Genomic DNA, 26,275 nt, shown 5'->3' on the forward strand with positions numbered 1-26,275 from the left:
ATTCAGATCAAGGATTCCAATACACAACAAAAGCATATCAAAAGCGACTAGAAAACGTTGGTTTGAAGGGCAGTCATTCCCGAAGGGGAAACTGCCTAGATAATGCCTGTATCGAATCATTTTTCTCACATCTCAAAACAGAGAACACTTACTTTTCTTCGTGTCAAACGGAAAAAGAGCTTCATAAAAGCATAGAAGATTACATTCAATTCTATAATCACGATCGATTCCAGAAAAAATTAAACCAGTGTGCTCCGGTAGAATACCGTCACACACTGGCAGGTTAGGCTTTTTATAATTGTCTACTTGACAGGGATAAGACCACATGAGGTCCGTCTTTTTTATTTCTTCTTTCACTTGTTTATCTGAGAGGATAAAGTTTTTTTGAATAATCCCCTATCATCATAAGAGGTAGGCGCAACCGAAGGTGAGAAAAATGATGCTGTGAATACCAGACGTCCATTCCTGTTACATTAAATAAGGACACGGTTTGTTGATCGGCAGGGTGATAATAAAACATCCCCCGAAGTAAAGTGACCCCCGGCGATACAGACTGCTAATTAAAAGCAGCGATAGGCTAATGGGTGCCTTGCTATCTGGAAGTGAGGTAAACCCGTCCTGATCGTATGGACGTATATGCGGTGTACTTCTGTCAAATAAGCATTCAGATGACTATCCGCTATTTGATGTATCGACTGTCTTATCGTCCACCCTCCCGGCCGATACAGTGTATCCAGCTAAGCATCTGTCAACTGTGCAGTCACCTCTGCATACTGCTGAGGGATCTCAGCCAACTGATCGACCCATGCCACAAGCTGTTCTTTCGTTTTTCGTTCAACCGGTTAATAAACCAATCGGATATTGTAATGACGTCATTTCCTGCTCCTCCTCTTAAAATCCTTCTAACACAAATTTTCCGATCATCTTCCCTTGTTCAAGCGTTTGATGTGCCTGTTTCAAATTGGCAGCATTTACAGGACTCAGAACCTTTGTTAAGGTATGTTTTAATTTTCCCTGTTCAAATAACTCACTTGCCTCTGTTAAAAGCTCATGCTGTCTGATCATGTCTTCTGTTTCGTACATGGGCCGTGTGAACATGAATTCCCATACAAATGCAGCACTTTTGTTTTTGAGCAATTGAATGTCTAGGTTGTGTTGATTTTCAACAATGGTACAGATCGTCCCTTGTGGTTTAATGGCTTCTGCCATGCCTTTGAAATGCCCGTCTGTATCATTTAAGCATAAAATAAAATCAACTTCGCCAATCCCTTTTTCCTGAAGCTGTGCCAGGAGCGGCTGATAGTGGTCAATGATATGATCAGCACCTAATGACAGACACCATTCTTTTGTTTCTGGTCTTGATGAGGTAGCTATGACAGTTGCCTTCGCTAATTTGGCCAGTTGTATGGCAATAGAGCCCACCCCGCCTGCACCACCGATGATGAGCAAAGTCGATCCTTCTGCATTTCGCTTTAGCCGCATCCGATCAAATAAAGCCTCATATGCGGTAATCATCGTAAGGGGCATCGCCGCTGCTTGTGCAAATGAGAGAGTAGCAGGCTTTTTCGCAATAATGCGCTCATCAACAAGCTGGTACTCACTATTTGAGCCTTGGCGCGTGATATCTCCCGCATAGTACACGTGGTCACCAGGCTGAAACAACGTACACGCTTCGCCTACTTCAACAACCGTACCGCTTGCATCGTAGCCAAGAATTTTAAATTCTTCTTCCTTCTGATCTTTCGGTGCCCTCACCTTTGTGTCAACCGGATTCACCGACACAGCCTCTACCTTCACTAACACATCCCTGCCAGCTACTTTAGGCTTTGCTATCTCATGATCGATCAGGCTTTGCTCATCGTCAATAGGCAAGTACTCAAATAGTCCAACTGCTTTCACTCACTCGCACTCCCTTTCTCCAACCTTCTTTTCTACATTTTATCATAATTTTCTGATGATGATCATTTAAAGCAGTAGTTAATAAGTATGTTTGAGCCCATATGAATGATTGAAGTAGCTTGATCTTGATCTAGCTAGACCTCAACAAAGGAAGCTTAACGCTTACTTATGTTAAAAAGCTTTTCAATAAAATGAACATTAAAAAAGCAGAAAGCCTCAGCAACTACTAAATACAGAAAATTTCTAGGCATAAATATATTTTAGTAATCGAAAAATAGACTAATAAACAGAATAATCACTGTATATTATTACACTTTTCATAAATATCTCCTCATATCTCTTTACATTATGAAAAACAGATTTAGGCTACAATTAATTTAAGTCTTTTTTTTCTTAATGATTAAGGATGTGACCGAATATATTAAAAAAGGCATCATGCAGTATAAAATCCCCCAGCCAATATCATAATTTACCCTTTCAATACAAAAAAAATATACTAAAAGAATGATGCTACTTAAAAGGCCTATCAAAGGAAGGTACTTTACATATATCTTCACATTATTCTGAGTTGGAGTCTTCAACATGACTGCTCCCTTCTGATCGATCTAATTCGCTCCCTCACAATGTAAGAAGGACGAGCCTTTTGCATAGAGGGAACATAGGAGAACCCGTTTTTTGACTTAAAGAAAATTTGAAAGTAGTAAAACTGAACGTGATGTAGGAAAACAACCAATAATAGAAAAATAGATAGTGAGAGTGTAAAGATATCTGCTCCTCCATTTACCAATTCGCTGATCAAGAAAAGAACAAAACCGAGCATGATGAGCTGTTCGATCCTTTGCACGAGCTGAACAAAGACATGCCCCCGTTTCGATATATCCCCTGACTGGCGCTTCCCGATGTTTCTCGATTTATAAAACCAAATGATACTTTCTAATAGGTGATGAACAATAAAAAGTGCGATGATAGCGATCAATAAAGGAGACGGTACAAAAAAGACTTGTGCGATAAACGGAAACACCAAAAAGTAAAATGCCATAAATACGTGTCTAATAAATAAGAGAAATAGTTCTTTTTCTATGTATTTTTGCATATGTTTCACCTCTATATGCACTACGTCTCACTTGCCAAAAAGTTCCCTCTGCCTATCAAAAAAGGATACCCTTAAAAAGGCATCCTTTAATATTTGGCATAATCTCTGGATCGAATGTTTTCAACTGCGTCTCCAGCTGCTGAATCAGCTGTTCTACTCTTGTTGGCGACAAACCGCCCACATCCCACTATAAAAGGCGGTGTACATCCCTGCTGAACCGCCACCAATAATTTGTGACGTCAAACAATTCAAGCTGATCTGTCACTTGAGTCCCTCCAGCTTTTCATTGATCAATCTACTCATAAGTGATATTGATTATCATGTGTAATGTCTGCTCTGGTTCAGGGAATCAATCGCTTTTTTCAAAAAAAGAACCGGCAGAGCGTTCACTCGTCCTGTCATTCATCACACAATACTTAAACCAAGATCCTTTAGTTCTAGTGAAACAAGTCTTGCAATCGCATCTGCCCCTTCTTTTGTAAAATGCGTGCGATCATCAATGCCTGTCGACAGCATAAAAAAAGAGGTTGTCTTCTCTATACCACATATTTGATAAAATTGAAGACTTGCGGTCATTAAATCAACGAGAAGAACCTCTTCTTCATCGGCTAGTTCTTTCATAGCGGCACAGTAATCAGGGAAATCATTAATATATTCCCCATCTTTTTCATGAAAACGGCCTACAGGGGTTAATAAAAGCGGGGTTGCTCCTTTCTCTCTGGCACCATGAATATATTGAGACAAATAGCTTTTATACGTCGTAAAAGGCTCTGTATGCCGCTCGGGCTTTGACTTAGAAGCATCATTATGCCCCATTTGTGTGAAAAGCCAGTCCCCTGGCTTAATCTCAGCCAATATGTCATCAAGGCGTCCTTCTTCAATGAATGTTTTTGAGCTTCTTCCACCGATCGCCCGATTCTCGACTTTGACGCCGCGTGCTGTATAGCGGTGTAAAAACTCTCCCCATCCTCCTTGAACAAGACGATCTGGGTAAGATGAAACGGTTGAATCACCAGCTAAATAGATGGTTGTCATGTTCATACGCCCCCTTTTTCATTGAGCCACCTCTTCAAGAGCGATGCGGACATCCTAGTGGCTGCTGAAAAGATATAAAACCATTTACATCGCTACTTCAATTATTCTCTTTTTGATGATCAAAACCCTGCTTACTGGGAGATGTGAATTGATTATTGATGAGGATGTAATAAAGGGTCGATCACTTTTTACATTTATTTCTACCTGTATAACAAGCTCATCAGTGCGGAGAGGTTCAACGTGCGGTGTACCAAACGCCACATCATAATTTTCATGAACCATATCATCTTCCTTTTAAGAATCGTGCTTCGCTGATAAGACGAGCCGTCTGACAAAAATGTTTGAGCATAGCTTTTCGTATGCTGATGCAGCTGGCTTAAGTAAAAAAGTTTCGCCCGGCTTGCTTCCCGCCTCTGGATTCACGTCCCATATTTTCTTCACGCCACATGGAATCACACAAACTCTCTTCACCTGATTTTCTCCTTCCTTCGTCGATACATCTGATACACGATACAGCCTATCGCTGTGCCAAGTGTATTGAGGATGATATCATCAATATCACTGCTTCTTGTAATGATACCAGATTGCGAAAAAATCCATTGAAGCACTTCGATCATTGCTGACAAGATAAAGCCGGCTAGCACCGCCTTTTGCCAGCGCATTGTCCGAAACGTTTGATAAAGGAAAAACCCAAGTGGCACGAATAAAAGAATGTTTCCTGCCAAATTTAAAAATACAAGGTTTGGATAACCGTGGTGATAGGCGTGAAGATTTTGATCAATTGAGTGAAAAGGAATGAGATTGACACTCACTTGATCTCTTGGTGCGGAAAAACGATTTGGAAAGACCGTCAAATAGAATAAAATATTTGTATAAACAAACAGACAGAAAAGAACCATTTCTGTTCGCAAATAGATAAAGCGATTGTGCCTTTTTGCCTGTCTGTATCTCATTCTCATATATAGCGAGACGAGCAGAAGAAAATAAGCAATTGAAAACATGATGCTGGATGTCATAGAGGGAGCTACCCCTTTCTCACGTGATGCTTGACCATATTACAGCTTATTCAAGCCTGCCCACATCTATTCATCACTTATTCTCACAATGAATGATATGCTATATTGTCAAATCGTCAGTTTTCTGTTAGAATGACTGACATTCAGTCATTTTAAGGTCGGTGTTCATATGTCGAAACGAGAAAAGATTATGCTTGCTGCCATTGACGCGTTTAAAGAAAAAGGAATTGAAAAGACGACCATTTCGGATATTGTAAAAGCAGCAGGAGTGGCGCAAGGAACGTTTTATTTATATTTTCCCTCAAAGCTGTCTGTCATGCCTGCCATCGCAGAGCATCTTATTTTACAGATGGTACCTGCGATCGAAAAGGAATTAACCCAGCATGCGGATGTACACGATCAAGCAGATGCGCTTGTTGAATTTATATTCTCTTTTACAAGACAATACCGTGATGTCCTTGCCCTTACCTATTCAGGTTTAGCCGCAACTGAGCATTTAAAGGAGTGGGAAGATATTTATGAACCGATTTACAAATGGGTTGCCGCTTTTTTAGAAAAAGCAAAGCAGGACCAAAAAGTACGAACGAATTTGAATTGTCATTACGCTGCGAAGTTCATCATCGGTTTACTTGAATCTTCAGCTGAGCAAATGTATTTATTTACAGAAACAGATACAGAAGAGGTCCTCATTCAAAAACGAGAGGTCAAGCAATTTCTCCTTTATGCACTTGGTATAGAAACACCTTAACACATAGTACAGCACATGCTGTACGCTCTTTTTTGGCTTCAAAATGACGAATCGTCAATTTTAGGAGGAAATATCATGAAGAAAAGCTGGATGTATGTCGCACTGACTTGTTTATTCGAATTACTATGGGTGTTTGGTTTAAATAAAGCAGATGCTGTGTGGGAGTGGGCGATCATTATCTGCCTCATCCCAATTGATTTTTATTTTTTAATGAAAGCCTGTGAAAAGCTGCCAACAGGAACGGTTTACGCCGTGTTCGCCGGAGTTGGAACAATCGGTACGTCTATTATGGATTATGCGCTGTTCGGCGGATCTTTTTCATTGGAAAAGCTAGTGTTTATGGGGATTTTGGTCATCGGGATTATTGGACTAAAAGTGTCCGATGGAGATGCACATGAGCAGAAGGGAGAAGCGGTATAACATGGGCTGGTTTTTTGTGTTATTAGCCTCTGCCTGCGAAATCGGCGGGACCATTGGCTTGAATATGTTTAGTAAGAAAAAACAAATCACATCAGGGATACTATTTTTCGGCGGTTTTGCTTTATCCTTTTTGTTTTTATACGCGTCGTTCTCTTCCGTTCAAGTTTCCGTCGCCTATACGGTCTGGATTGGACTTGGAACCGCTGGCTCAGTCTTGTTTAATATGATTCTATTTAAAGAACCGAAAAACATGATTCGGATACTCAGCCTGCTGCTCATTGTGATTGGTGTGGTTGGGTTGAAATTGTTTGCGTGATGCCAAACAAACAGGCAGGAGATGCTCTCCTGCCTCAGGCTGTCGAGAAAATCGAGCCATCGAACTCAGTCAGCCAATTGGCAACACCGTCGGTTATTTGGATATTCATACACCCCTTCATCCCTCGTTGGGACAAGCATGACCGTTTCAGCGGCTATCCAGATGACAAACCATCGGGCACCCAGTGGCAGCATTAGGGATCGATCGCCGTAACAGAAACTTACAAACTGCAATATGCGATGGATACTTACGGAGGGCAATGCAGTTCACGGACGAATTGCAGCGGCCCATGCTCTCTTGAGGTTCATACGAATGGAGTATACGGAGGTTCTTCATACAACAGAGGCACCCGCATCAGTCTTTGATCATTCACAAACTGGAAGAACAGCGCACAATAAAGCAGGAACGGGCCTGTCTTCGTTTTTTGCTACAGCTATGCTTGCCGGAATAGGAGCCTCCCTCACTGGCCTTTCAGACTGTACTTTTTACCATCTATGGTTATGGTGAAATGAGATGGTCCGCTGATAGGCAAGTAATAGACAAGCTGAAACTCCTCTGTCTCGCCTGGTTTAATTGACCTCCAATTTGAAAGGGTCAGACCGATGCGGTGGAAATCTCCTGTCAGCCCGCCAATGTTCGGCCCTGTATGCCCTTTAGAAATGACTTCAACCTGGTCACCGCTCCAGCTTCCAATTCGGGGTGAAGTAGAGGTAGGCACATCAAATTCGATCACAGATCCTCCTGTTATGGTGACATCACTGTTATTCGTCAGCCTCATTTTCGGATGGATTGGGTAATTTTGATCTCCTAACGGATAATCGGTAAACTCGATATTGATATCAAGTGATTCGCCAGGTAAAGGTGACGTGCTGACCCGATTATCGTATGGTGTCGCTTCCGCAAATTTATGATATAAGGTTCTCGTTAATGTACTGCCGATACCATACTCTCCATTGTTGTCATTTCTGTCGGGATACCAGTCATAGTCACCGCTTAAGTCCCAAAACATGACACCGCCGATTCCTTTTTTAATGACATAATCGGCCTTTGTTTCTATTGATTCCTCATCTTCAGTAGATAGAAACACTTTCTTTTCGTCATTCCATAGCCAAGGTGCAGCAAGCGCTGAGTCATAATATCTAGTGTAAGAGCCTTTTAAATCGGCTTTGATTAGTCCATACCTTTCTAAATAAGAACCGGCAATGCCTTTTTCGAGATTTTTGGCATGCCACATCGGATTCGCTCCAGCTCCCAGTTCATTTCCCTGCTCATCTTGGTCATGCCAAATATTATCGATCCCGACTGCCCCGTCGCCGCATTTGGTAAGGCCTGGAGGGCAATTTAAACCTTTAGCCCTTCCCCACAAACCGTTTACTCCTCCGCTCACGTTTTTCCAGCCTCTCGTATAATAAGGAACGCCGATATTGATTCTGCCTGCCTCCATCGCTCCCCTAAAATAATGGTAAGCCCAGTCTGTATTTAAATATCCGATCCCCCCATATTGCGGGGTGCTGTATATGTTGGACTGCTTTAATTCCTCATCCTCGCCGTTATCATATAAGGAAGCGTTAGGACCGACAAACTCATTCCAGGCTCCATGGAGATCATAGGACATGATGTTGACATAATCCACATATCGGAGCGGTTTAAAGGTTTCCATCCCTCTCAGCAAATAGGCTGATGATGGTGCCGCAATGGTGAGCATGTAATATTGTTCATCTTCAGCAGATGCTTGATCAAGTTTTTCTCTTAATGTTTTCATCAATACATCAAAGCTTTGATTTAATCCCTTTCGTCTAGGGTTGGAAATGCTCCAATCTAACGGATTGCCGGCATCTTGCATGGTTGTGGGATATTCGTAGTCAATATCAATGCCATCCAATTCATATTTTCTGAGAAACGCTACGACAGATTCGGCAAAGATGTTGATTGCCTTGTGGTTCACAGATCCATCACCATTCGTTGTCATAGAGTAAAAGCCTCCGCTTGGTATTCGGTTCCCATCCTTATCAACATAACCGCCGGTTTCAGCCCAGCCGCCGACTGCCGCCAATACTTTTACATCAGGGTATTTCTTTTTAAACTGGTGAAGAAGGTTAAAATGGCCTTTATATGGCAATGTTTGATCCATCTTTATATCGGGATACTCCGGCCAGGTCATCCCTAGAGACGGGTTGTTCGCATCCGTCTCGCTCCCGATTGAAACTCGATGATCCTCCCCGATATGAGCAAATGCATAATTAATGTGGCTTAAGTACTTCCATGGGATATCCTTTACTAAATAACGATCTTGATAGCCTTTCCCCGTACGCCATCCCGTAAAATAGCCGATCATTCTGCGGTCTAAATCATTGGCCAGCTTTTCGCGCCCCTCCAGATCGTACACATCACAATATGGAATATTTGCAATACCCGAATCCCACAGCCCTTCTGGACGACAAGTCTGTTTTTTGTTTGGAGACTCTGCGGAAATGTTCTGGAACGGGGTCAAAAGTGACAGGAGCAGCATCGATGACAAAGTAAATAAAGCGATTCTTTTCACTTCAATCATACTCCTTTCTCATAAAGAGAGATGGGAGCCCACTCTCTCTTTATCGTTTTCTATTAAACTGATTTTTTGCAATCACCGATTAATTTCCATACACCCAACTCACCAGCCTGATCCGGCTGCTCTCCTTTCGTCCACCATTTCGCTTCATACACTTTGCCGTTAAAGACGACTCGGTCTCCGCTTGTGTAAACGGCTGTATCTTTCCATTCGTTATACCCACATGTTTGATCAGAGTTTGTTGCTGCTTCTATCGTTGGACCTGTATGGAGCTTTCCGTCCATATCCTTTGCAGATACTGTAAATGAGTATGTCGTATTCGGCTTTAATTTCCCGATTGTCGCCGATGTTTCCTTGACCGATACGGACCCGCCTCCATATGACAGCACATACTCTGCGATGTTTGCTCCGTCACTCGGTGCATCCCACGCCAGACTGATACTGGTTGCGGTTTTTTCGGTCACACGCAAATTACTTGGTACAGATGAAGGCGGCTCTGGATTACCCCCACCCGGAGCGAACCCTAAATCGGCTGCTAGTTTGTTGAGCAAAGTCTGATTTGAATCACCGCTGAAATCCCAAAACATAGCCCCGCTTAATCCGTTTGATTGAATAAAATCGGTTTTGTATCCATATGATTTTTCATCATCGTAGGTAATGAAGTTTCCATTCTCTGCATTATACAAATACGGCACTTTTGCTCGATCATTCCAATATTTTTTATATCCGTTTTTATTGATGTAGTTCTTTTCAAGATCTGAAAAATCAAATACCCCCTTTTCCCACGTCCCTTCATTAGCCGGTCCGCACTTTTGATATTCTCCGTCATCTGCAGATTCACAACCGCTCCAGCCTCTGCCATAGAACGGAGTGCCAAGCACTAATTTGTCCGCTTTGACACCGGCTTCCTTGTAGCGCTTCACGGTGCTTTCAATGTTAAATGTCTCAGCGTTTGGAACTCCCGTTTCTTTCGCTTTTGGATCATAGAATAATGGGGCGTTATGAGCGCTTATATTTTGCCATCCGCCATTAAAGTCATAGGTCATAATGTTAATCCAATCAACGGTTTCAGCAATTTTATTTAATTCAGTGTTGCTTACATATTCAGGGCTGGCGCCAGAGGCGATCGTCAGCAAGTATTTCTTGCCATCCTTCGCTTCTGCAACGTCAAGCTTTTCGCGCACATCCTGCAAGAGTAGCGTGTAGTTTCTCTTATCGTCCGGACGGGTGCTGTTTCCCGGCAGCCCTCCGCTAACCGGATATTCCCAGTCAAGGTCGACTCCATCAAACCCATATTTTCTTAAAAAATCTACTGCTGAAGCAGCAAAATTCTCTCTTGCCGCAGGATTTGCCGCAACATCTGAAAAACGATTTGACCAAGTCCATCCGCCAACTGATATGAATGTTTTCAAATGAGGATGGTTCTTTTTCAGCTTCAATAGTTGTTTAAAGTTGCCCCGAATCGGCTCATCCCAAGTATCTCCGGGATTTGACTTTTGCGCATCAATCCATGGGTCCCCCATAACGATTGATCCATTTGGAACATCAATCACTCCGTTTTCATCCTGGCAAGACCATGTCTGGGGATTCGGGCCTATCGGATCAGGGTTTCCATGCCTCCCCTCCCAGCAAATATCAGCAAATGCATAATTAATGTGGCTGACTTTAGAAACATTCATGTCCCATACTTGAAAATTCCTTCCATAAGCTCCCCAGGACGGATAGTAGCCAATCATTTTATAACTTTTGTCAGAACTGGCTTTTGCACTTTCCCCATTAAAAAAAGATAGACTGAAAAGCATCGCAAAAATGAAAGAAAGAACGAGAAACTTTTTGTTTGAAAACACTTTTTTTCATCTCCTTTTCATCAATTTTTTTGACTGTTCATCAATGAAACTTATTTTGTTCACCCCCTTTTTAATAGGTTTATAATCGCCTTGTCATAACCTAGAAGCTGATGACACGGAAGACAACAGTAAGAAAGCGCTTACATTATTAGGTTTCATATGCCGCTTCAAACCGTATGTGTGGACCTTATTTGGCAAAAATAGCTTCAAGCAAAAGCTTGATGACGCATAAATTTGTTGTGACAAGGTTATGAATATTCTGAATTACCCATGCTGTTTTTGCATTAAATGCTGGAAATGCCTTGGACAAGACTTTGAGAACGGCAAGCTGATAATAACCATGAGCCCTTTACAAAAGAATTGTAGATTTAAAGACTGGCATAAGAAATAAGGCGAATATCCGAACATTGTATTAAAGCCGCTTTCAACAAAGGGTCTGTCAACAATGAAAGTTCATAGACCCGCGGATAATGGAATGAAGATTTTTCGAGCAGTAATTTATCAACATAAGCCGGATGGCACATGACTTCAATGACTTTTGCGTCTTGATGAAGATCAAGGAAAGATGATAAGTCTTTCAGTCGATCCACTTTCAACTCAAAGGCATCATTCGATCTCACATTCTGCCACAAGGAAGGACGATGATCGTTCACCTTTCTGCAGGGAAGATCATACTCTTTTGCCAGCTTCACAAACACCTCGGGAAGATTTCCATATGTATGGATATGATGGTGGCTGTCGATATGCGTCGGATGCAAGCCGCAGGAAAGGGCTTTTTCTATCTGTGCTCTCCATTCCTGATACACTTCATCAAGATCGATGTCGAAAAAACCTTGATAGTATGAAAGCTTGCGAAAATTCCCATCTTCATCCGTAACCGTTTGCAGGCCGCTGAGAAGCGGACGTCCTGCTGTCAATGTTAAGTGAACGCCGACCCCAAGTTCATGATTTTCCTTTGCAAGTAAGACGGCATGTTCCATTTCTAGCATATTGGTCATGAGCGTAGTCGATGTGAGCACACCGCGCTGGAACGCATCAATGATGCCGAGGTTGACTCCCCGTGAAAATCCATAATCATCGGCGTTTATGATCAAAGATTTCATCCTTCATCCCCTCTTTCTTCATAGTCACGTTCTATGAAAAATTCAACGCGGTCTCCGCGGAAATAAGCCAGAGAAAACTCCACGACTTCTTCAGACACCAAAAATGTTTGTGTTGCAATCTGGAAGCAAGGCGTACCTTGTGTGATATTCAAATGCTGTGCAATTTCTTCATCCGAAATAAAGATTTTGATTTGCTCTTCTGTTCTTTTAATCGTATTTCCTTGACTGTTAATACACTGGTACAGTGAAATATTGGCCATTTCTTCTGTTATCTCCGGCACGATATCGGCTCTGATAAAGGCCATTTCAAACTGGATTTCTTCCTCATCCGCATACCGAATCCTCTTCACCTGATAGACCATTTGTTCACCATCAATCCCAAGGCAATTTTGGATCTTTTTGGCTGGTTTTAATTTTTGCAAATCGACAACTTTGATTTTCGGTTTAATACCTTGCGCTTTTAATTGATCTGCATAGCGAAGATTGCTGGAACTTAAAATCTGCTTTACTTTTCCTTTGGCGACAAATGTCCCTTTCCCCTGTTTGCGGTAAATAGCTCCTTCCATAAGCAAATGGTTCAAGGCGGTCCGCAGCGTTGTTCGGCTGACATCGTACATTTTGCAAAATTCGGACTCCGTCGGAAGCAGGCTCCCAGGCGGGTAATAGCCGCTCTCTATTTTATCTACAATATCTTGTTTAATTCGACTGTGGAGTTGTGGTTGCTTTGCCATTCATTTTCTCCTTTGGAGTAAATTATTAATTATAGAATAACACAAAAAGTTCTCAAAAAAAATAATTTATTATAACAAATATGTATAGACAAATTTGTTACTACATGTTAAATTCCAATTGTGTAAAGCGCTTTCAAAAATAGAGATTTGAGGAGGAGGATTATGGCGCTGAAGTTAGTCATTATAGGCGGGGGATCAAGCTACACACCAGAAATCATTGAAGGTATCATCAAACGATATCCGCATTTTCCAGTGAAAGAGATTGTCCTCGTCGACATTGAGGAAGGGGAAGAAAAAGTACGCATCACTTCAGAACTCGCGAAGCGAATGATCAAGCATGCTGATGTTCCGATTGAATTGATCTATACAAAAGATCGTGCGAGAGCGCTTAAACATGCGGATTTCGTCACGGTTCAAATAAGAGTCGGAGGATTGAAGGCCAGAGCGCTGGATGAAAGAATCCCGCTCAGCCATGGTCTTATCGGCCAAGAAACAAATGGAGCCGGCGGTATTTTTAAAGCTTTGCGGACCATTCCCGTCATGCTGGATATCGCTCGCGATATAAAGGAGATTTGTCCAGAAGCGTGGCTGATCAATTTTACAAATCCAGCAGGCATCGTGACTGAAGCTTTATTGAAACATGGATTCCATCAAAAAGTCATCGGGGTTTGCAATATCCCTTATAACATGAAAAACAGCATTGCAGAGATTTTCGACGTGAATGTGAACCGTGTCATGATTGAATTCGCAGGGCTTAACCATTTTGTCTTCGGACAAAAGGTATGGATTGACGGAGTAGACCGCACAGAAGAGGCAATAGGTCATCTATTGAATGACACAATAGACTATTCTCCTTCCAATATTGCGATGCTACCTTGGAATCGCCAATTTTTACGTTCTTTGCGGATGCTTCCGAATCCGTATCATCAGTACTATTATCAGTATGAAGATGTGCTCGCAAAAGATATCGAAGCATACAAAAACAAAGGGACACGCGCAGAAGCCGTCATGGACGTTGAAAAGCAGTTGTTTGAAAATACAAAGACGCAGACATCCATGAAAAGCCTAAAGAATTGGAAAAACGCGGCGGGGCTTATTATAGTGAATCAGCCTGCTCATTAATGAACTCGCTTTATCATCATTCGATGGATATTCAGACCGTTAACACATGGAATAAAGGAAGCATACCAGACCTTCCACATGATGCGGTGATTGAAGTCAACAGTGTCATCACAAAAAGCGGCCCCATACCGCTGACAGTAGGAAAACTGCCAGATTCAATCAGCGGGGCAGTGATCTCTATGAAAAAATTCGAACAATTAGTCATCGAAGCAGCGATCACGGGTGATGACAACATATTATATTCCGCTATGATCATGAATCCGCTGATTCTATCTGATCATAAAGCCCAATTAGTGATGAATGAAATGCTTGAGGCTCATAAACGTTATCTCCCCCAGTTCTTTGAGGAGGAGGCTGTACAATATGAAACAAAATAAAACCATGGTGTTCATCGAATCTAAAATCATGCCGATCGCTGGAAGAATTGGCTCCCAAAGGCACTTAATTGCCATACGCGATGGATTCATTGCCATTATGCCTTTAATCATCATCGGCTCTCTTGCCATACTGATCAATCATTTCCCTATACCGGCATTTCAAGATTTCATGACGGGTCTTTTTGGAGAAGGATGGAAGGCTGCCGGCGGAGCTATATGGAATGGATCATTTGCTATATTAAGTCTGCTGGCTGTTGCAGCTATCAGTTTCAAGCTTGCAGAGTCTTATAAGACTGATGGTCTTTCTGCCGCATTAATCGGGGTCGGGGCATTTGCCGTACTTACACCGACGACAGAAGACTTTGGTTTTTCAATGACTTGGCTGGGGGCTCAAGGTCTTTTCGTTGGATTAATCGTGGCTTTGCTATCAACGGAAGCATTCAGGCTCTTCTCTCAAAATGAGAAACTTAAAATCAAAATGCCTGATGGTGTACCTGATGGCGTTACAAAATCCTTGAACGCTTTATTACCGGCTGCTGTGATATTGGCGATAGCAGGATTACTTAACACGCTGATCGTTTATTTTTTCGAACAAAGCATCCACGAGCTAGTCTTCAGCTCGATCCAGCAACCGCTGCAAGGCCTTTCCAACACGATTGGATCAGCTTTGATTTTTACTTTTTTAAATCATTTGCTTTGGTTTTTCGGTTTGCACGGAACAAATATTCTTGGACCGATCATGGAATCCATCTATCTTCCCCTCATTCAGGAAAATCAGCATTTATTCTCACAAGGAATGAGCGCTTTTGAAGTGCCTTATATCGTGACCAAACCCTTCTTTGATTCTTATGTGTTTATGGGAGGATCAGGGACGACATTGGCTTTGCTCGCTGCTATTTTCATCGGCGTGAAATCGAAGCACTACAAAACAATCGGAAAGGTATCCTTCGCACCTGGCCTTTTTAACATTAATGAACCTATTCTGTTCGGCCTTCCTATCGTATTAAATCCGATTATGTTCATTCCATTTTTATTGATTCCATTAGTTTTAACGGTTACGTCGTACATCGCTTTAGCCTGTGGACTCGTTCCGAAAACTGTAGCCATTCTCCCGTGGACGACGCCGCCGATTGTCAGCGGTTATCTCGTAACCGGAGGATCAATCCGGGGAGTCTTTCTGCAAATCTTCAACTTGGTGCTGGCTGTCTTGCTCTACCTGCCATTCATTAAAGCGGCAGAACGATCCGCTCTGTATCAGGCAACAAAATAATGAAACAAGGGGGAATTTCATGGCGGACACACTACACTTAGAACAGGGCCCATTTGAAATCATCTTGCATGCTTGAAATGCGCATTCATCTGCAATGGAAGCTTACAGCATGTGAAAAATAACGAGTGTGATTCAGGGAATCAAAAGATCCAAGAAGCACAAGGGGAAGGCCTTTCACCCCATCTTTTAATCCATGCACAAGACCATTTGATGACGTCAATGACTGTAAAAGATGAGCGAAAGAAATGATTCATTTATTCAAGAAACTGAGGAGTGGAAAATAAATATGAAGATAGCACTTGTATGTTCTGCCGGCATGTCGACCAGCATGCTGGTGAAAAAAATGAGAGAAGAAGCGGAAAGCCGTGAAATAGTCGCTGAAATCAACGCTTATGCTGAAGCGGATTTACAAAGCCATATGAATGATATTGATGTCATATTGATCGGACCGCAAGTCCGCTATTTAAAAACACAAATTGCAGAACGAGCGGAACAATACCAGACACCGGTAGATATCATTGACCAAATGGCATATGGAATGATGAACGGAGCAAAAGTTCTGGACCAAGCCATCAAGCTGACACAATAATGCCTTCTCTTTACACTAAAAACATAGGTTTCTCTACAAGCTGAGGCAGGAGATGCTCTCCTGCCCTTCTTTTTAATGAAGTACTATCTGTTCATTCATCAAATCAATCGATTAAAGTGATTGCTCATGTTCATCTAACAGAAGATATACTTTGAGCAGAGCAGCTGTTTGACCTGTCTGCTGTGTGAATAGCACACAAGTGAATTTTTCAATCCCTTCTGGCAGCTTGCTTTTCAGAAATAGATGAAGAATAGGAGAGATTCGAAGAGTATCAACATCTTTTAGCCAAAGCTCATTTTGTAACGCAGGATAATGGTCAACCAAAAACTGACGAAACACTTGCAATGTACTCAAGGTGGATATCCTCAATTTCTTCTATCGTGACTTCAAACTCACCTAAAAACAAACGTTATCAAACTCATCATAAGGTCTCGACCTACGTATTTTCGATACTACCTGAGACATGTTTTTCTCTCTTCTTGGAGATTAATTGTACTGACATGAATGTTTATTGATCTAACTATTTCTTCTCATTGAGTCAACCACGATGCTTCGTGATGAAACGACAACACCCTTCTACAATATTCCATTTTTCTTCAAAAAAATAGGTTAAATAGACAAAAAAAAGAACAGCTCTTCACTGTTCTTTAAAAAGGCGTAAAGTGCTTTTCTTCATTACTTCTTTCAGATTAAATGTCCTGTAATGGAATCACTTCACCACTGGCTGCATCCACACCATAATGGCAATCCAGCTTTCCGCATAAAACATATTGTTTTTGCGCAAAGTCATAGGAAAACTGTAAAGATTCAGGCAGCTACACTGCTCCACATATATCAATATAAAAGTGCTGTCTTGTGAATTATAAATATTGTTAACCTCTTCTAGAATATCCGTTAAACCGAGACAACTGATAACATCTTCTTTACTTTCTTCTTTTTATACCAAAATAGTTTTTATAATCAGTTAAAGTATACTCCTTGCCATTAATATATATGGGTTTCGAATTATCAAGTATTCAACCACACCCCAGATTAAGTACCACCGAAACAATAATGTGATCTTTCATTACCTTATTTCTAGTTTTTGCACCATTTTCTAAAAAAAATGCTTGTGAAAGTGCTTAAAACTAAGGATTTCTATAAAGTTTGGCGTTGTAGCAACACCACGCACTCCACATGCGCTGTATGCGGAAACATGTCGACTGGCTGAATGTAGTCGATTCGGTATTCATTTGACATGTATTGCAGGTCTTTTGCTAGTGTGGATGGGTTGCAAGAGACGTAAACAAAGCGTTTTGGTTTGACTTGTTTGACAGTGTCTAAGAAGGTGTGGTCGCAGCCTGTTCTTGGTGGATCAACGACGATGACGTCAGGACGGAATCCTTCTTTAACCCATTTTGGCAGCCAATGTTCCGCTGTTCCTGTCACATAAGTCGCATTTTTCAAGCCGTGCTTTTTGCCATTTTTTTTGGCATTATCAATCGATTCTTTGATGACATCCATTCCTCTTACTTCTTTTGCGCCATCTGAGAGCCACATGCCAATGGTGCCAACGCCGCAATAGGCATCGACGAGCTTTTCTTTCCCTGTCAGTTTGGCGGCTTTTTCCGCTTCATCGTAAAGCTTTAACGTCTGCTTCGGATTCAATTGGAAAAATGCACGGGCACTTAGTTCAAATGAGACGTCTCCTAAAAATTCTTGGATGACCATGTTGCCTGCTACGTGTGATGTCTTATGGCCAAAAATGACCGATGTTTTTTCACCATTGATATTGTGCATGATGGATGTCACTTCCGGCAGTCGTTTTTGAATGGCTTCCGCAATTTCTTTTTTCTTTGGAAATTCTGGTTTAGCTGTAACAAGTACGACCTGTACCTCGCCTGTTTCAAAACCAACTCGCACGACAATGGACCGCACGTCGCCTTTTCTTGTCCGTTCATTGTAGACCGATACGCCGAATTTCTCTAAAATTTTGCGGACAACGCCTGTTGTTTTGTTCGTTTTTGGATGCTGGACGATACATTCCTTGATCGGTACAAGCTTATGAGAGTTCAGTCCGTAAAGCCCTGCGATGATGTCTCCGCTATGAGACCGTCCTACTTGGAACTGACTTTTGTTCCGGTAGTGCCATGGATCTTTCATGCCGATCGTTGGCCTAATATCAAGCTTTTCGACCGATAGTTTTGTATGTCGTTCCATTGATTGAATGACAATATCACGTTTTTCCTTTAACTGCTGCTCGTACGCCAAATGCTGAAGCTGACAGCCTCCGCACTCCTTATATACTGGACATGGCGGTTTCACTCGATGCTCTGAGCGCTTTCGTACTTTCCTGACTGTACCTTCTGCATATTTCGCCTGTACATTTGTTGCTTCAACAACGACTTCCTCACCAGGAAGCGTACCTGGGACAAAGACCACTTGCTTTTTAAAATAACCGACCCCTTCACCATTAATACCAAGACGTTTAATGGTAAGCGGGAACTGCTGTCCCTTTTGCAGAATGGTACCTTGCTGTTTTTCTTTCACGTTCATTCTCTCCGTTCTACCTGAAACCTTTTTAGGTTGTCCTCTTTTTATTCCATCTCATTAGTATATCACGACTTGGACAAAGAGAGAAAATGCGTTTCATTTTTTTGTCTGTCTTAATACTTCACGTTGACTTGCCTAAAAAGCCGACAAAAAAGGAGATGGCACCTTATTAAGCAAGGGTATTTAAGCTGGATTAGGCAATCGTTTGTTTCTTCTTACAGGAACATATTTATCTCATTGATTACCCGGTTCACCTAGTTTCACGCTTTAAATGGGCTGTTGTGAAAGATAAATGAAGCGGACAGTTTACCAATCAACAAATTATGGATAATTACAATATAAGGAATGTGTCTCAGATTAAAACATGGATGAAGTGGTATCGATAAAATCGGTTATATCGATTCGATCAGCCAATTGGAAAACAATATAGCTTCGGGCATGGATACGACAATGTATCCAAAGAGGAAAAAGTGAATAGGCAGGTTGAACACCTTAAGTATGTCCAGACGAGGTAACTGCTGGGATAACGCAGTAATTGAATCATTCCATGCAAATAAGAGGAATTTATGTTTACAAAGTTCAACTCTATATCAGAAAAAGATGTCAGACAACGAATTGACCGTTACATCAAGTATGATAATGAAGAGCGTATCCAAGAAAAATTAGGCTACCACGCACCAAAAATATTATGGTACCATGTCAGCCTAATAGTGTGTTTTAATTGTGTCTCATTCTGCTATGTCAGTCTAATCTTCTGCAAGCTTTTTTTCTATAGCTGAGGCAGATGCCATACTTTTTCAAGCATAAGATCGTCTAAGCTTTTAAAAGAGTATCCTTGTTTTTTCAGAGATGTGATGGCATCATCTAGGGCCTCGGCATTGTCCCTTGAGACGGTGTGAAGTAAATAAATCGCACCGGGGTGTGCCTGCTTCATCATTTGATCGTAGGCATACTGTTTTCCTTTTTGATGATGGATATGCCAATCCACAAAGGCCACTGACCAGAAAACGGTTTGATAGCCGAGCTTTTTTGTCTCCTTTAAAACTCTTTCGCTGAATACCCCACGTGGCGGACGAAGATATAGGTTATCTTGTTTTCCCGTGATTTTGTACACAGCTTCATTTACACTGTCTAGCTCTTCTTTGATTTCTGTCATACTCTTTTTCGTTAAATCTGGATGGTGATAGGAGTGGTTACCAATGATATGTCCTTCCTCTACCATACGTTTCACAAGTTGCGGCTGGTCCTTTACGAAGTGCCCTGTCACAAAAAAGGTGCCTGGTACTTGATGCTTTTTCAGCACATCTAAGATCTTGGGCGTATATCCATTTTCGTAGCCATTGTCGAATGTAAAATAAATCACTTTCTTTTTCGTGTTTCCTAAATAGAATGCATCATACTTTTTTAAGAGTGCCGTCAGTTCCTTGCCGGCATCTGCTGGCTTGTGCTCTTTGTTTTTAGCAAATCCCCAGTAAATGGGCTTGTTGGACACGGCTGCTGCTTCTGACAAGGGGGTGGAAATAAAAAGCGCACACAAACAGATTAGCATATATTTTTTCATTTTCGTCACTTCCCAGTTTTTCTTCTATTGTGCAGAATATGACCGGTACTCATACACCTATTTACCTGCCAATTTAAAGAAAAAATCCCGCATTGCGCGAGTACGAGCTATTCTTTCTTCCAATCGTTTTTAAACCGTTCATATTTCGCTTCTAGGTCGTCAATCATCTGAATCAGTCTGTCTATATCCTCAACGTCTGTTGATTCGGGATCTAATGAATCAATCACATTCAAAAACATATCTAATCGGTTCTTTAAATAATCAACCTGCTGCTCTTTGCTGTCTGCTGCCTTGCCCATAGATACACTCCCTTTAGTATTTGTTTATAGCTTATCTTTTTCTCTTGTAAATCAATTGTTTCCCCCTTGCGTATAACGGTCATGGAGCTTAAAATTAACTGTTGGCGGGTCTACGTTTACCCGAATGAAAAGGAGATAGATACCATGACTCAAAAAACAGCACTTCGTCCGATCACACCTGCATACGACCCTTGGGAAGCCTATCTCGATGTGCAGGATTACGGAGAAATGAAGCTGACAAATATTGAATTGACGACAACGACTTTATGTAACATGAGATGTGAGCACTGTGCGGTTGGCTATACTTTGCAGCCTAAGGACCCGAATGCACTGCCACTTGATCTGCTGCTTCGCCGTTTAGATGAAGTACCGCTCTTGCGTTCCCTTAGTATTACAGGCGGAGAACCTGTGCTTTCTCTCAAATCTGTGCGGGAATATGTCGTGCCTGTATTAAAGTATGCCCATGAACGCGGCGTCCGTACACAAATTAATTCAAACTTAACACTTGATTTGGCGAGATATGAAGAGATTATTCCATACGTGGATGTCCTCCACATTTCACATAACTGGGGCACTGTCGAAGAGTTTGCAACGGTCGGCTTCGCGATGATGGACAGAAAACCAACCTTTGCACAGCGTGAAACATTATTTGATCGAATGATCGAGAATAGTCAGGCACTTGTAAAAGCTGGTGTCACGGTATCCGCTGAAACCATGCTGAATAAGCGTACGCTCCCTTATATTGAACACATCCACCGTCAAATCGTGGAAGAGATGAAATGTCAGCGCCACGAAGTTCACCCAATGTACCCTAGCGATTTTGCTAGCGTAATTGAATCGCTAACGCTTCCGCAAATACGCGATGCGATTCATCAATTGCTTGATATTCGTGATGAAAACACATGGATGCTATTTGGTACCTTGCCATTTTATTCATGCAGCACAGATGAAGAAGATCAGCACCTTCTAAAGCGATTGCGTCAGGCGAAAAATGTCACTGTACGAAATGACCCTGACGGCCGTTCTCGGTTGAATGTGAATATTTTTAATGGGAATATTATTGTAACAGACTTTGGGGATACACCACCACTTGGAAACATCGAAACCGATACATTGCAATCTGCATATACACGCTGGATGGACACGAAGTTAGCGAAAGAGCTAAATTGCCATTGTCCAAGTGTACAATGCCTTGGTCCAAATGTTCTTGTAAAAAACAGCTATTACCATGATGTTGATTTTACTTCTCGTACAGCAAGGGGGTAACCGATAAATGGACGATACATTTCTGTCAGTGGTCAAGAACAAATACATTGAGATTCTACTTGTTGGACTCATTCTTTGGCTTGCCGTCTTTATGATTAATAAAGCCCTTCAGATTTTCTTTAAACGAACAGAATTTATTGAAGATAAGAAGAAGAAAACGATTGAAAGCTTGATCAAATCTGTCACCAAGTACACAGCTTCTATTTGCTTTGTTCTGTATGTCATTTCTCTCTTCTTTCATGACTTTGGAAAAATCCTAGCGGGAGCTGGTGTTGCCGGGATCGTTATCGGATTTGGCGCCCAAACGCTGATTCGCGATATTTTAGCAGGTATCTTTCTGATCTATGAACGCCAGATTCATAAAGGTGACTATGTGACTGTGAATAATCTCTTTAATGGAACCATTGAAGAAATTGGTCTTCGCTCTCTGCAAATTAGAGAATGGAGTGGCAAACTGTTAACCATTTCTAATGGAGACATCCGGCAAATTCAAAACTACAACATGCATTACATGCGTATTACAGAGTCTGTGTTAATTAGTGCAAATCAGAACCCGGACATCGCCTTTCAAGCGCTCGAATCAGCTTGTGATCAGTTGAATCAAATGCATCAAGATTTTCTTAAAAAAGATGAATTCCAAAACGCGATCGAACCATTTCAGGTTCATGGAATTATGGGCCTCAATCAACTCAATCGAGGGATTGAAATCACAGTGAAAGGAATGGTCGAAGATGAAAAATACTTCGACGCTGCCCTCGCTGTGCGTAAAGAAATGATCAAACAACTTCATCATCACGATGTCAAATTGCTTGAAGATCTCGTTTATCCCCAGCCTGCAAATAAAGAAGCATGAGACGCTTGAACAGCTTGAGCACATCAGCTAAGGAATTCTCGTCATTTCAGCCCTCTTACTTCTATCCCCTTGACTGATTCATGTATAATAGAAAGCAGAGTGATGTCATGCAGCATGGGGACCCTCATACTGTGTATTTACTAAGAAAGAGAGTGAATAAGATGGGTCGTAAGTGGAACAACATTAAAGAAAAGAAAGCATCAAAGGATGCCAACACAAGTCGTATTTACGCAAAATTCGGGCGTGAAATCTATGTGGCTGCCAAGCAAGGTGAGCCAAACCCAGAATCAAACCAGGCACTACGCTTTGTCCTAGAACGTGCCAAAACATATAGTGTCCCAAAACACATTGTGGACCGTGCCATTGAAAAAGCCAAAGGTGGTTCAGAAGAGAACTTTGATGAGCTGCGCTATGAAGGATTTGGTCCAAACGGTTCTATGGTGATTGTCGATGCACTCACCAATAACGTGAACCGCACAGCTTCGGATGTTCGTGCCGCATTTGGGAAAAACAGCGGAAACATGGGAGTGAGTGGATCTGTTGCTTACATGTTTGATCAAACCGCTGTCATCGGTGTCGAAGGCAAAAGCGAAGAGGAAACGCTTGAGCTTTTAATGGAAGCAGACATTGATGTACGTGACATCATGGAAGAAGATGAAACAGTGATTGTATACGCTGAACCAGATCAATTCCATCAAGTGCAAGAAGCATTTAAACAATCCGGTGTCGAAGAATTCACCGTCGCTGAAATCACCATGCTTCCGCAAAACGAAGTGACATTAGATGATGATTCTAAAGCACAATTTGAGAAGCTAATCGATGTATTAGAAGAGCTTGAAGACGTGCAGCAGGTTTATCATAATGTGGATTTAGGGGAATAAAAGGAAATTTTGCCATAACATAAGTTTATTTAAATAAACTTATGTTATGGCTTTTTTATTTAAAACTCATAATATCTTTTGAAAGCAAAACTTTATATTCAAATTAGGAAAAGCGTATCTTAATAGAGTAAAGTTAAATATTCTATTATTATGTAAAATTTAACAAAAAAGGTTTGCAACTCCTTTGTCTAGTTGTATTATAGTGATTACGAGAAATAATACATAATTTTATATATAAAAGTTAGGTGGTGTTATTATTTTTAAAATATGGTGGAAACAATATTTTGGATTTATGATCATACCATTTATTTCTATGGGGTTTATCTTTAACAACTTCTCTCACTTTACAAAAATTATCTATTTCATTTTCCTTGCTTGGTTATTATTTAATGTTATTGACTTTTATAGAAGTGAGGTAAGAAACAAAAAGGACAAAAAGTCATGAAAGGGGGTGTAGACGTTGATATTTGAAGTAGCCACGAAATTTTTTTAACTATTGGAACAGCAACGGAAATAGTTAATGCTGTAAATAATGGTTTAGGAATTCTAACGATAATAGGACTTGCTGGTGCTACGTATGGCTGGGGAGCAATTGCTTACCCAATTATTAGAGGTGCTGTAGCAAAGTGGGGAGTAAAACAGGCAATAAACTGGTAGTATACTAGATTTAACAAAGAGGAGAGGATTCTCTCCTCTTTTAATGAAAGGTTGTTCTTACGTTATGAGATTTTTCAAGATTTTTTATCAGCCATTAGAATTGATGTACTCTCTTAATAAAAAACAGCTCTTCCATTATTATTTTCTGCTTTAATACCCTTACTTTATATTCAAGTCATTTTTGAACGCTTTGAACATGTGGAAAGCAAGTGGTTATATTTAATAGCTTTAGGTATGAGTTGTTTTTCATTAATGACTTTTTTCATTACTTCTTTTACCATCTATTTGTTATTAAATACTTTTATGTTAGATAGAGAAATCAGTTTCAAAACGACCATTTCAATTTATGGATTTAGTCAAATGCCAAAAACCTTTTTTGCCATCAGCCTTTTATTCTTTCCATTTTTAGATAACACCAATATATCTCAGTATGATCATTTTCTAATAGCCCTTGCCATCTTTATCATAAATCCCTTTAATATCTGGAGATATATGTTGTTAATATGTGGATTTCATGTACTAATCAACATGAAAATAAAAAAATTAATTGCTATTGCGATAATTTTCGTCATCATTGAGGTATGTATTATATTTTTCGGAAGTGATATAACTCATATTTTTAGATAAAGGAGAATCATTTTTCTAATGAGAAATGTACTAACATATATTTATTTTAGACAAAAATCTTTTTTTTACTATCGACTTCCAAAATTAAAAATAAAGAATGACTTATTTGTTTATGTCGCTCTATCCGTCATTCTTTTATTCAGCGCAGTTTTTACCACTATAATGACTCAATTATATACCAATCATTTATTTTCACATAACGAGATCTTTTACATATCAACTTTCTTCATCATTACTTTTTTATTAACAGGAATTCAGCAATCCATTACAAATACTGTTTATAAAACATCTACAAAAAATGACCTGAAATTATTAATTGTATCACCACTTTCTTTTCACGAGTTGTATCAATTTTGTTTCTAGACTCTACAACAAAAAGTTAGACTCAACAGAAGTCAATACTATGCTTTCATTCTTTGAACTTGACTACCTGTCCAACAAATTAATTAGAGACTATTCTAAAGGAATTAAAAATGAAATTAGCTATTTTCACTTGCTCTTTTATTAAAACCTCGATTACTTATTTTAGATGAACCCTTTAATGGGCTAGATCCATCTAGTTGTATTAAATTAGTTCAGAAGCTAAAAGAATTTCTTCAATTTGGAAGTGTGCTTTTTTCATCACATACTTTAGATTTTGTTGAAGAGCTCAGTCACTCTACATATCTTCTTCGGAATCAGCAATTAACAAACGTGACGACAGAAAATTTAAAAGAGCTGTTTACTGATGAGTAAAGCAATTAAGAGTTACTTAAAAGATTTTTACCATGCTTTAAAAGTGCTTATTTTACCTTCTATTTTCTTCATAACAATTGGAATGGTCATGGGATTTTATATGACAAACGGAGATTATTCAGAGGATATTGTTAGAATAAATGATCAACGTCATTTTTTTGATTATTTCTTTCAAAATTTATCTATATGTATCATGATGATAGTTGGAATGGTTACTTTTGGTTTATCTAGTGTATACATATTGTTTATCAATGGATTAATGATTGGTGGAGCTTTTAAAATTTCGATTCCGTATTTAATGCATCCTTTACAATCATTACTTCTCATCTTACCTCATGGTATAAGCGAATTGATGGCTATTATGATTTCTGGTGGTATTGGTTTTATCCTTCTGAAAGAGGCCATCCTTTTATTGTTTGGTAAAAAGAAGAAAATAAATTTTAAAAATATATGTAAAATTACTTGTACAGGGCTTGTGCTAGTAACTATACTATTATTTTTCTCGGCCATCATAGAGTTTTATATCACGCCTGACATTAATAACTTTACGACAAATTAAACCCCCTCTTCTATAGTGAAAGAGGGGGTTTCAGACCGTAGACAAACCCCACCTTTACTTCAAGTAAAAGTGGGGTTTTCACTTATTTTGATAAAATTTATCAGTTGTCTTACGCTGGACATGGTCCTTTCCATGTCCAGTTTGCTAGCTTTTTGAGATTCATGGCAGCGAAAGTAAGCATCGCCTGCATT

General features: G+C 40.4%; 24 protein-coding genes and 6 pseudogenes. 15 read left to right on the forward strand and 15 right to left on the reverse strand.

Features of this window, described 5'->3' with window-relative positions:
• A partial coding sequence (locus tag WAX46_RS12115; protein WP_336493564.1) for an IS3 family transposase occupies nucleotides 1–287 on the forward strand: 287 nt, incomplete at its 5' end.
• A gap of 74 nt (nucleotides 288–361) precedes the next feature.
• Here WAX46_RS12115 and WAX46_RS12120 read toward each other — a convergent pair.
• The 7 genes and pseudogenes from WAX46_RS12120 to WAX46_RS12150 all read right to left on the reverse strand — a co-directional run bounded on the left by WAX46_RS12120 (nucleotide 362) and on the right by WAX46_RS12150 (nucleotide 5,043).
• Nucleotides 362–876: pseudogene (locus tag WAX46_RS12120) on the reverse strand (metal-dependent hydrolase).
• A gap of 15 nt (nucleotides 877–891) precedes the next feature.
• The gene (locus WAX46_RS12125; protein WP_336494110.1) at nucleotides 892–1,899 is read right to left on the reverse strand and encodes a zinc-binding alcohol dehydrogenase family protein; all 1,008 of its coding nucleotides are present in this window, start codon (nucleotides 1,897–1,899) and stop codon (nucleotides 892–894) included.
• Nucleotides 1,900–2,476: 577 nt separating this feature from the next.
• Nucleotides 2,477–2,992 (reverse strand): hypothetical protein, encoded by a 516-nt coding sequence (locus WAX46_RS12130; RefSeq protein ID WP_226568535.1) that lies wholly within the window; start codon nucleotides 2,990–2,992, stop codon nucleotides 2,477–2,479.
• Between the two features lie 97 nt (nucleotides 2,993–3,089).
• Nucleotides 3,090–3,257: pseudogene (locus WAX46_RS12135) on the reverse strand (thioredoxin reductase); the annotation flags it as partial.
• A 140-nt stretch (nucleotides 3,258–3,397) separates the two neighbouring features.
• Entirely contained in the window at nucleotides 3,398–4,027 is a 630-nt protein-coding gene (locus WAX46_RS12140; protein ID WP_226568533.1) for a rhamnogalacturonan acetylesterase, read from the reverse strand.
• A gap of 294 nt (nucleotides 4,028–4,321) precedes the next feature.
• Nucleotides 4,322–4,498 carry a hypothetical protein gene (locus WAX46_RS12145; RefSeq protein ID WP_226568531.1) on the reverse strand — a complete coding sequence of 59 codons (177 nt, stop codon included), beginning with the start codon at nucleotides 4,496–4,498 and terminating at the stop codon, nucleotides 4,322–4,324.
• Nucleotides 4,495–5,043 carry a VanZ family protein gene (locus WAX46_RS12150; RefSeq protein ID WP_226568519.1) on the reverse strand — a complete coding sequence of 183 codons (549 nt, stop codon included), beginning with the start codon at nucleotides 5,041–5,043 and terminating at the stop codon, nucleotides 4,495–4,497. Before WAX46_RS12150 ends, WAX46_RS12145 begins: the two co-directional genes overlap by 4 nt.
• A gap of 169 nt (nucleotides 5,044–5,212) precedes the next feature.
• Here WAX46_RS12150 and WAX46_RS12155 point away from each other — a divergent pair, with 169 nt between their 5' ends.
• The 4 genes and pseudogenes from WAX46_RS12155 to WAX46_RS12170 form a co-directional block, all read left to right on the forward strand.
• A complete protein-coding gene (locus WAX46_RS12155; RefSeq protein ID WP_226568517.1) occupies nucleotides 5,213–5,791 on the forward strand; it encodes a TetR family transcriptional regulator in 579 nt (192 codons plus the stop codon).
• Between the two features lie 75 nt (nucleotides 5,792–5,866).
• Nucleotides 5,867–6,211, forward strand: a complete 345-nt coding sequence (locus WAX46_RS12160; protein ID WP_226568515.1) for a DMT family transporter — start codon at nucleotides 5,867–5,869, stop codon at nucleotides 6,209–6,211.
• Between the two features lies 1 nt (nucleotide 6,212).
• The gene (locus WAX46_RS12165) at nucleotides 6,213–6,527 is read left to right on the forward strand and encodes a DMT family transporter (protein ID WP_226568513.1); all 315 of its coding nucleotides are present in this window, start codon (nucleotides 6,213–6,215) and stop codon (nucleotides 6,525–6,527) included.
• Nucleotides 6,528–6,582: 55 nt separating this feature from the next.
• Nucleotides 6,583–6,892 (forward strand): annotated as a pseudogene (locus WAX46_RS12170) (trypsin-like serine peptidase); the annotation flags it as partial.
• A gap of 95 nt (nucleotides 6,893–6,987) precedes the next feature.
• Here WAX46_RS12170 and WAX46_RS12175 read toward each other — a convergent pair.
• The 4 genes from WAX46_RS12175 to WAX46_RS12190 form a co-directional block, all read right to left on the reverse strand.
• Nucleotides 6,988–9,069: a glycosyl hydrolase family 18 protein gene (locus WAX46_RS12175; RefSeq protein ID WP_312887868.1), complete on the reverse strand. Its 2,082-nt coding sequence runs from the start codon at nucleotides 9,067–9,069 to the stop codon at nucleotides 6,988–6,990.
• A 62-nt stretch (nucleotides 9,070–9,131) separates the two neighbouring features.
• The gene (locus WAX46_RS12180; protein ID WP_336494117.1) at nucleotides 9,132–10,877 is read right to left on the reverse strand and encodes a glycosyl hydrolase family 18 protein; all 1,746 of its coding nucleotides are present in this window, start codon (nucleotides 10,875–10,877) and stop codon (nucleotides 9,132–9,134) included.
• Between the two features lie 413 nt (nucleotides 10,878–11,290).
• Complete coding sequence (gene chbG, locus WAX46_RS12185; protein WP_226568509.1) at nucleotides 11,291–12,025, reverse strand: chitin disaccharide deacetylase; 735 nt, start codon at nucleotides 12,023–12,025, stop codon at nucleotides 11,291–11,293.
• Entirely contained in the window at nucleotides 12,022–12,756 is a 735-nt protein-coding gene (locus WAX46_RS12190; RefSeq protein WP_226568507.1) for a GntR family transcriptional regulator, read from the reverse strand. The genes chbG and WAX46_RS12190 overlap by 4 nt, the downstream gene beginning before the upstream one ends.
• Nucleotides 12,757–12,918: 162 nt before the next feature.
• On the opposite strand from WAX46_RS12190, the pseudogene WAX46_RS12195 reads away from it, so the two are divergent.
• From WAX46_RS12195 to WAX46_RS12210, 4 genes and pseudogenes are all read left to right on the forward strand, one after another.
• A pseudogene (locus WAX46_RS12195) lies at nucleotides 12,919–14,255 on the forward strand (6-phospho-beta-glucosidase).
• Nucleotides 14,242–15,525: a PTS cellobiose transporter subunit IIC gene (celB, locus tag WAX46_RS12200; RefSeq protein WP_226568503.1), complete on the forward strand. Its 1,284-nt coding sequence runs from the start codon at nucleotides 14,242–14,244 to the stop codon at nucleotides 15,523–15,525. The pseudogene WAX46_RS12195 and the gene celB overlap by 14 nt, the downstream one beginning before the upstream one ends.
• Nucleotides 15,526–15,544: 19 nt before the next feature.
• Nucleotides 15,545–15,809: pseudogene (locus WAX46_RS12205) on the forward strand (PTS lactose/cellobiose transporter subunit IIA).
• 2 nt (nucleotides 15,810–15,811) lie between these two features.
• Nucleotides 15,812–16,114: a PTS sugar transporter subunit IIB gene (locus WAX46_RS12210; RefSeq protein WP_336494113.1), complete on the forward strand. Its 303-nt coding sequence runs from the start codon at nucleotides 15,812–15,814 to the stop codon at nucleotides 16,112–16,114.
• Between the two features lie 111 nt (nucleotides 16,115–16,225).
• On the opposite strand, the gene WAX46_RS12215 is transcribed toward WAX46_RS12210, so the two are convergent.
• Together WAX46_RS12215 and rlmD are read right to left on the reverse strand one after the other, a co-directional pair.
• Nucleotides 16,226–16,468, reverse strand: a complete 243-nt coding sequence (locus tag WAX46_RS12215; RefSeq protein WP_336494114.1) for a hypothetical protein — start codon at nucleotides 16,466–16,468, stop codon at nucleotides 16,226–16,228.
• 783 nt (nucleotides 16,469–17,251) lie between these two features.
• A complete protein-coding gene (gene rlmD, locus WAX46_RS12220; protein WP_336494115.1) occupies nucleotides 17,252–18,649 on the reverse strand; it encodes a 23S rRNA (uracil(1939)-C(5))-methyltransferase RlmD in 1,398 nt (465 codons plus the stop codon).
• 563 nt (nucleotides 18,650–19,212) lie between these two features.
• Here rlmD and WAX46_RS15910 point away from each other — a divergent pair.
• The gene (locus tag WAX46_RS15910) at nucleotides 19,213–19,425 is read left to right on the forward strand and encodes a hypothetical protein (RefSeq protein WP_376776444.1); all 213 of its coding nucleotides are present in this window, start codon (nucleotides 19,213–19,215) and stop codon (nucleotides 19,423–19,425) included.
• Here WAX46_RS15910 and pdaA read toward each other — a convergent pair.
• Together pdaA and WAX46_RS12230 are read right to left on the reverse strand one after the other, a co-directional pair.
• Nucleotides 19,416–20,207, reverse strand: coding sequence for a delta-lactam-biosynthetic de-N-acetylase (gene pdaA, locus WAX46_RS12225; protein ID WP_336494116.1), 792 nt, complete (start codon nucleotides 20,205–20,207; stop codon nucleotides 19,416–19,418). The two genes, WAX46_RS15910 and pdaA, sit on opposite strands and share 10 nt — an antisense overlap.
• A 107-nt stretch (nucleotides 20,208–20,314) precedes the next feature.
• Nucleotides 20,315–20,506, reverse strand: a complete 192-nt coding sequence (locus WAX46_RS12230) for an SE1561 family protein (protein ID WP_226568493.1) — start codon at nucleotides 20,504–20,506, stop codon at nucleotides 20,315–20,317.
• 144 nt (nucleotides 20,507–20,650) lie between these two features.
• Here WAX46_RS12230 and yfkAB point away from each other — a divergent pair, with 144 nt between their 5' ends.
• The 5 genes and pseudogenes from yfkAB to WAX46_RS12250 all read left to right on the forward strand — a co-directional run bounded on the left by yfkAB (nucleotide 20,651) and on the right by WAX46_RS12250 (nucleotide 26,084).
• Entirely contained in the window at nucleotides 20,651–21,772 is a 1,122-nt protein-coding gene (yfkAB, locus tag WAX46_RS12235; protein WP_226568485.1) for a radical SAM/CxCxxxxC motif protein YfkAB, read from the forward strand.
• 7 nt (nucleotides 21,773–21,779) lie between these two features.
• Nucleotides 21,780–22,625, forward strand: a complete 846-nt coding sequence (locus WAX46_RS12240; protein WP_226568483.1) for a mechanosensitive ion channel family protein — start codon at nucleotides 21,780–21,782, stop codon at nucleotides 22,623–22,625.
• Between the two features lie 161 nt (nucleotides 22,626–22,786).
• Nucleotides 22,787–23,506 (forward strand): YebC/PmpR family DNA-binding transcriptional regulator, encoded by a 720-nt coding sequence (locus WAX46_RS12245; protein ID WP_226568480.1) that lies wholly within the window; start codon nucleotides 22,787–22,789, stop codon nucleotides 23,504–23,506.
• 798 nt (nucleotides 23,507–24,304) lie between these two features.
• A pseudogene (locus tag WAX46_RS15915) lies at nucleotides 24,305–24,790 on the forward strand (YIP1 family protein); the annotation flags it as partial.
• Between the two features lie 727 nt (nucleotides 24,791–25,517).
• Complete coding sequence (locus WAX46_RS12250; protein WP_282067441.1) at nucleotides 25,518–26,084, forward strand: stage II sporulation protein M; 567 nt, start codon at nucleotides 25,518–25,520, stop codon at nucleotides 26,082–26,084.
• Nucleotides 26,085–26,275: the final 191 nt, after the last annotated feature.

Source organism: Bacillus sp. FJAT-53060 (genome assembly GCF_037104745.1).
In the GTDB taxonomy this organism is placed as follows: domain Bacteria; phylum Bacillota; class Bacilli; order Bacillales; family Bacillaceae; genus Bacillus; species Bacillus stratosphericus_B.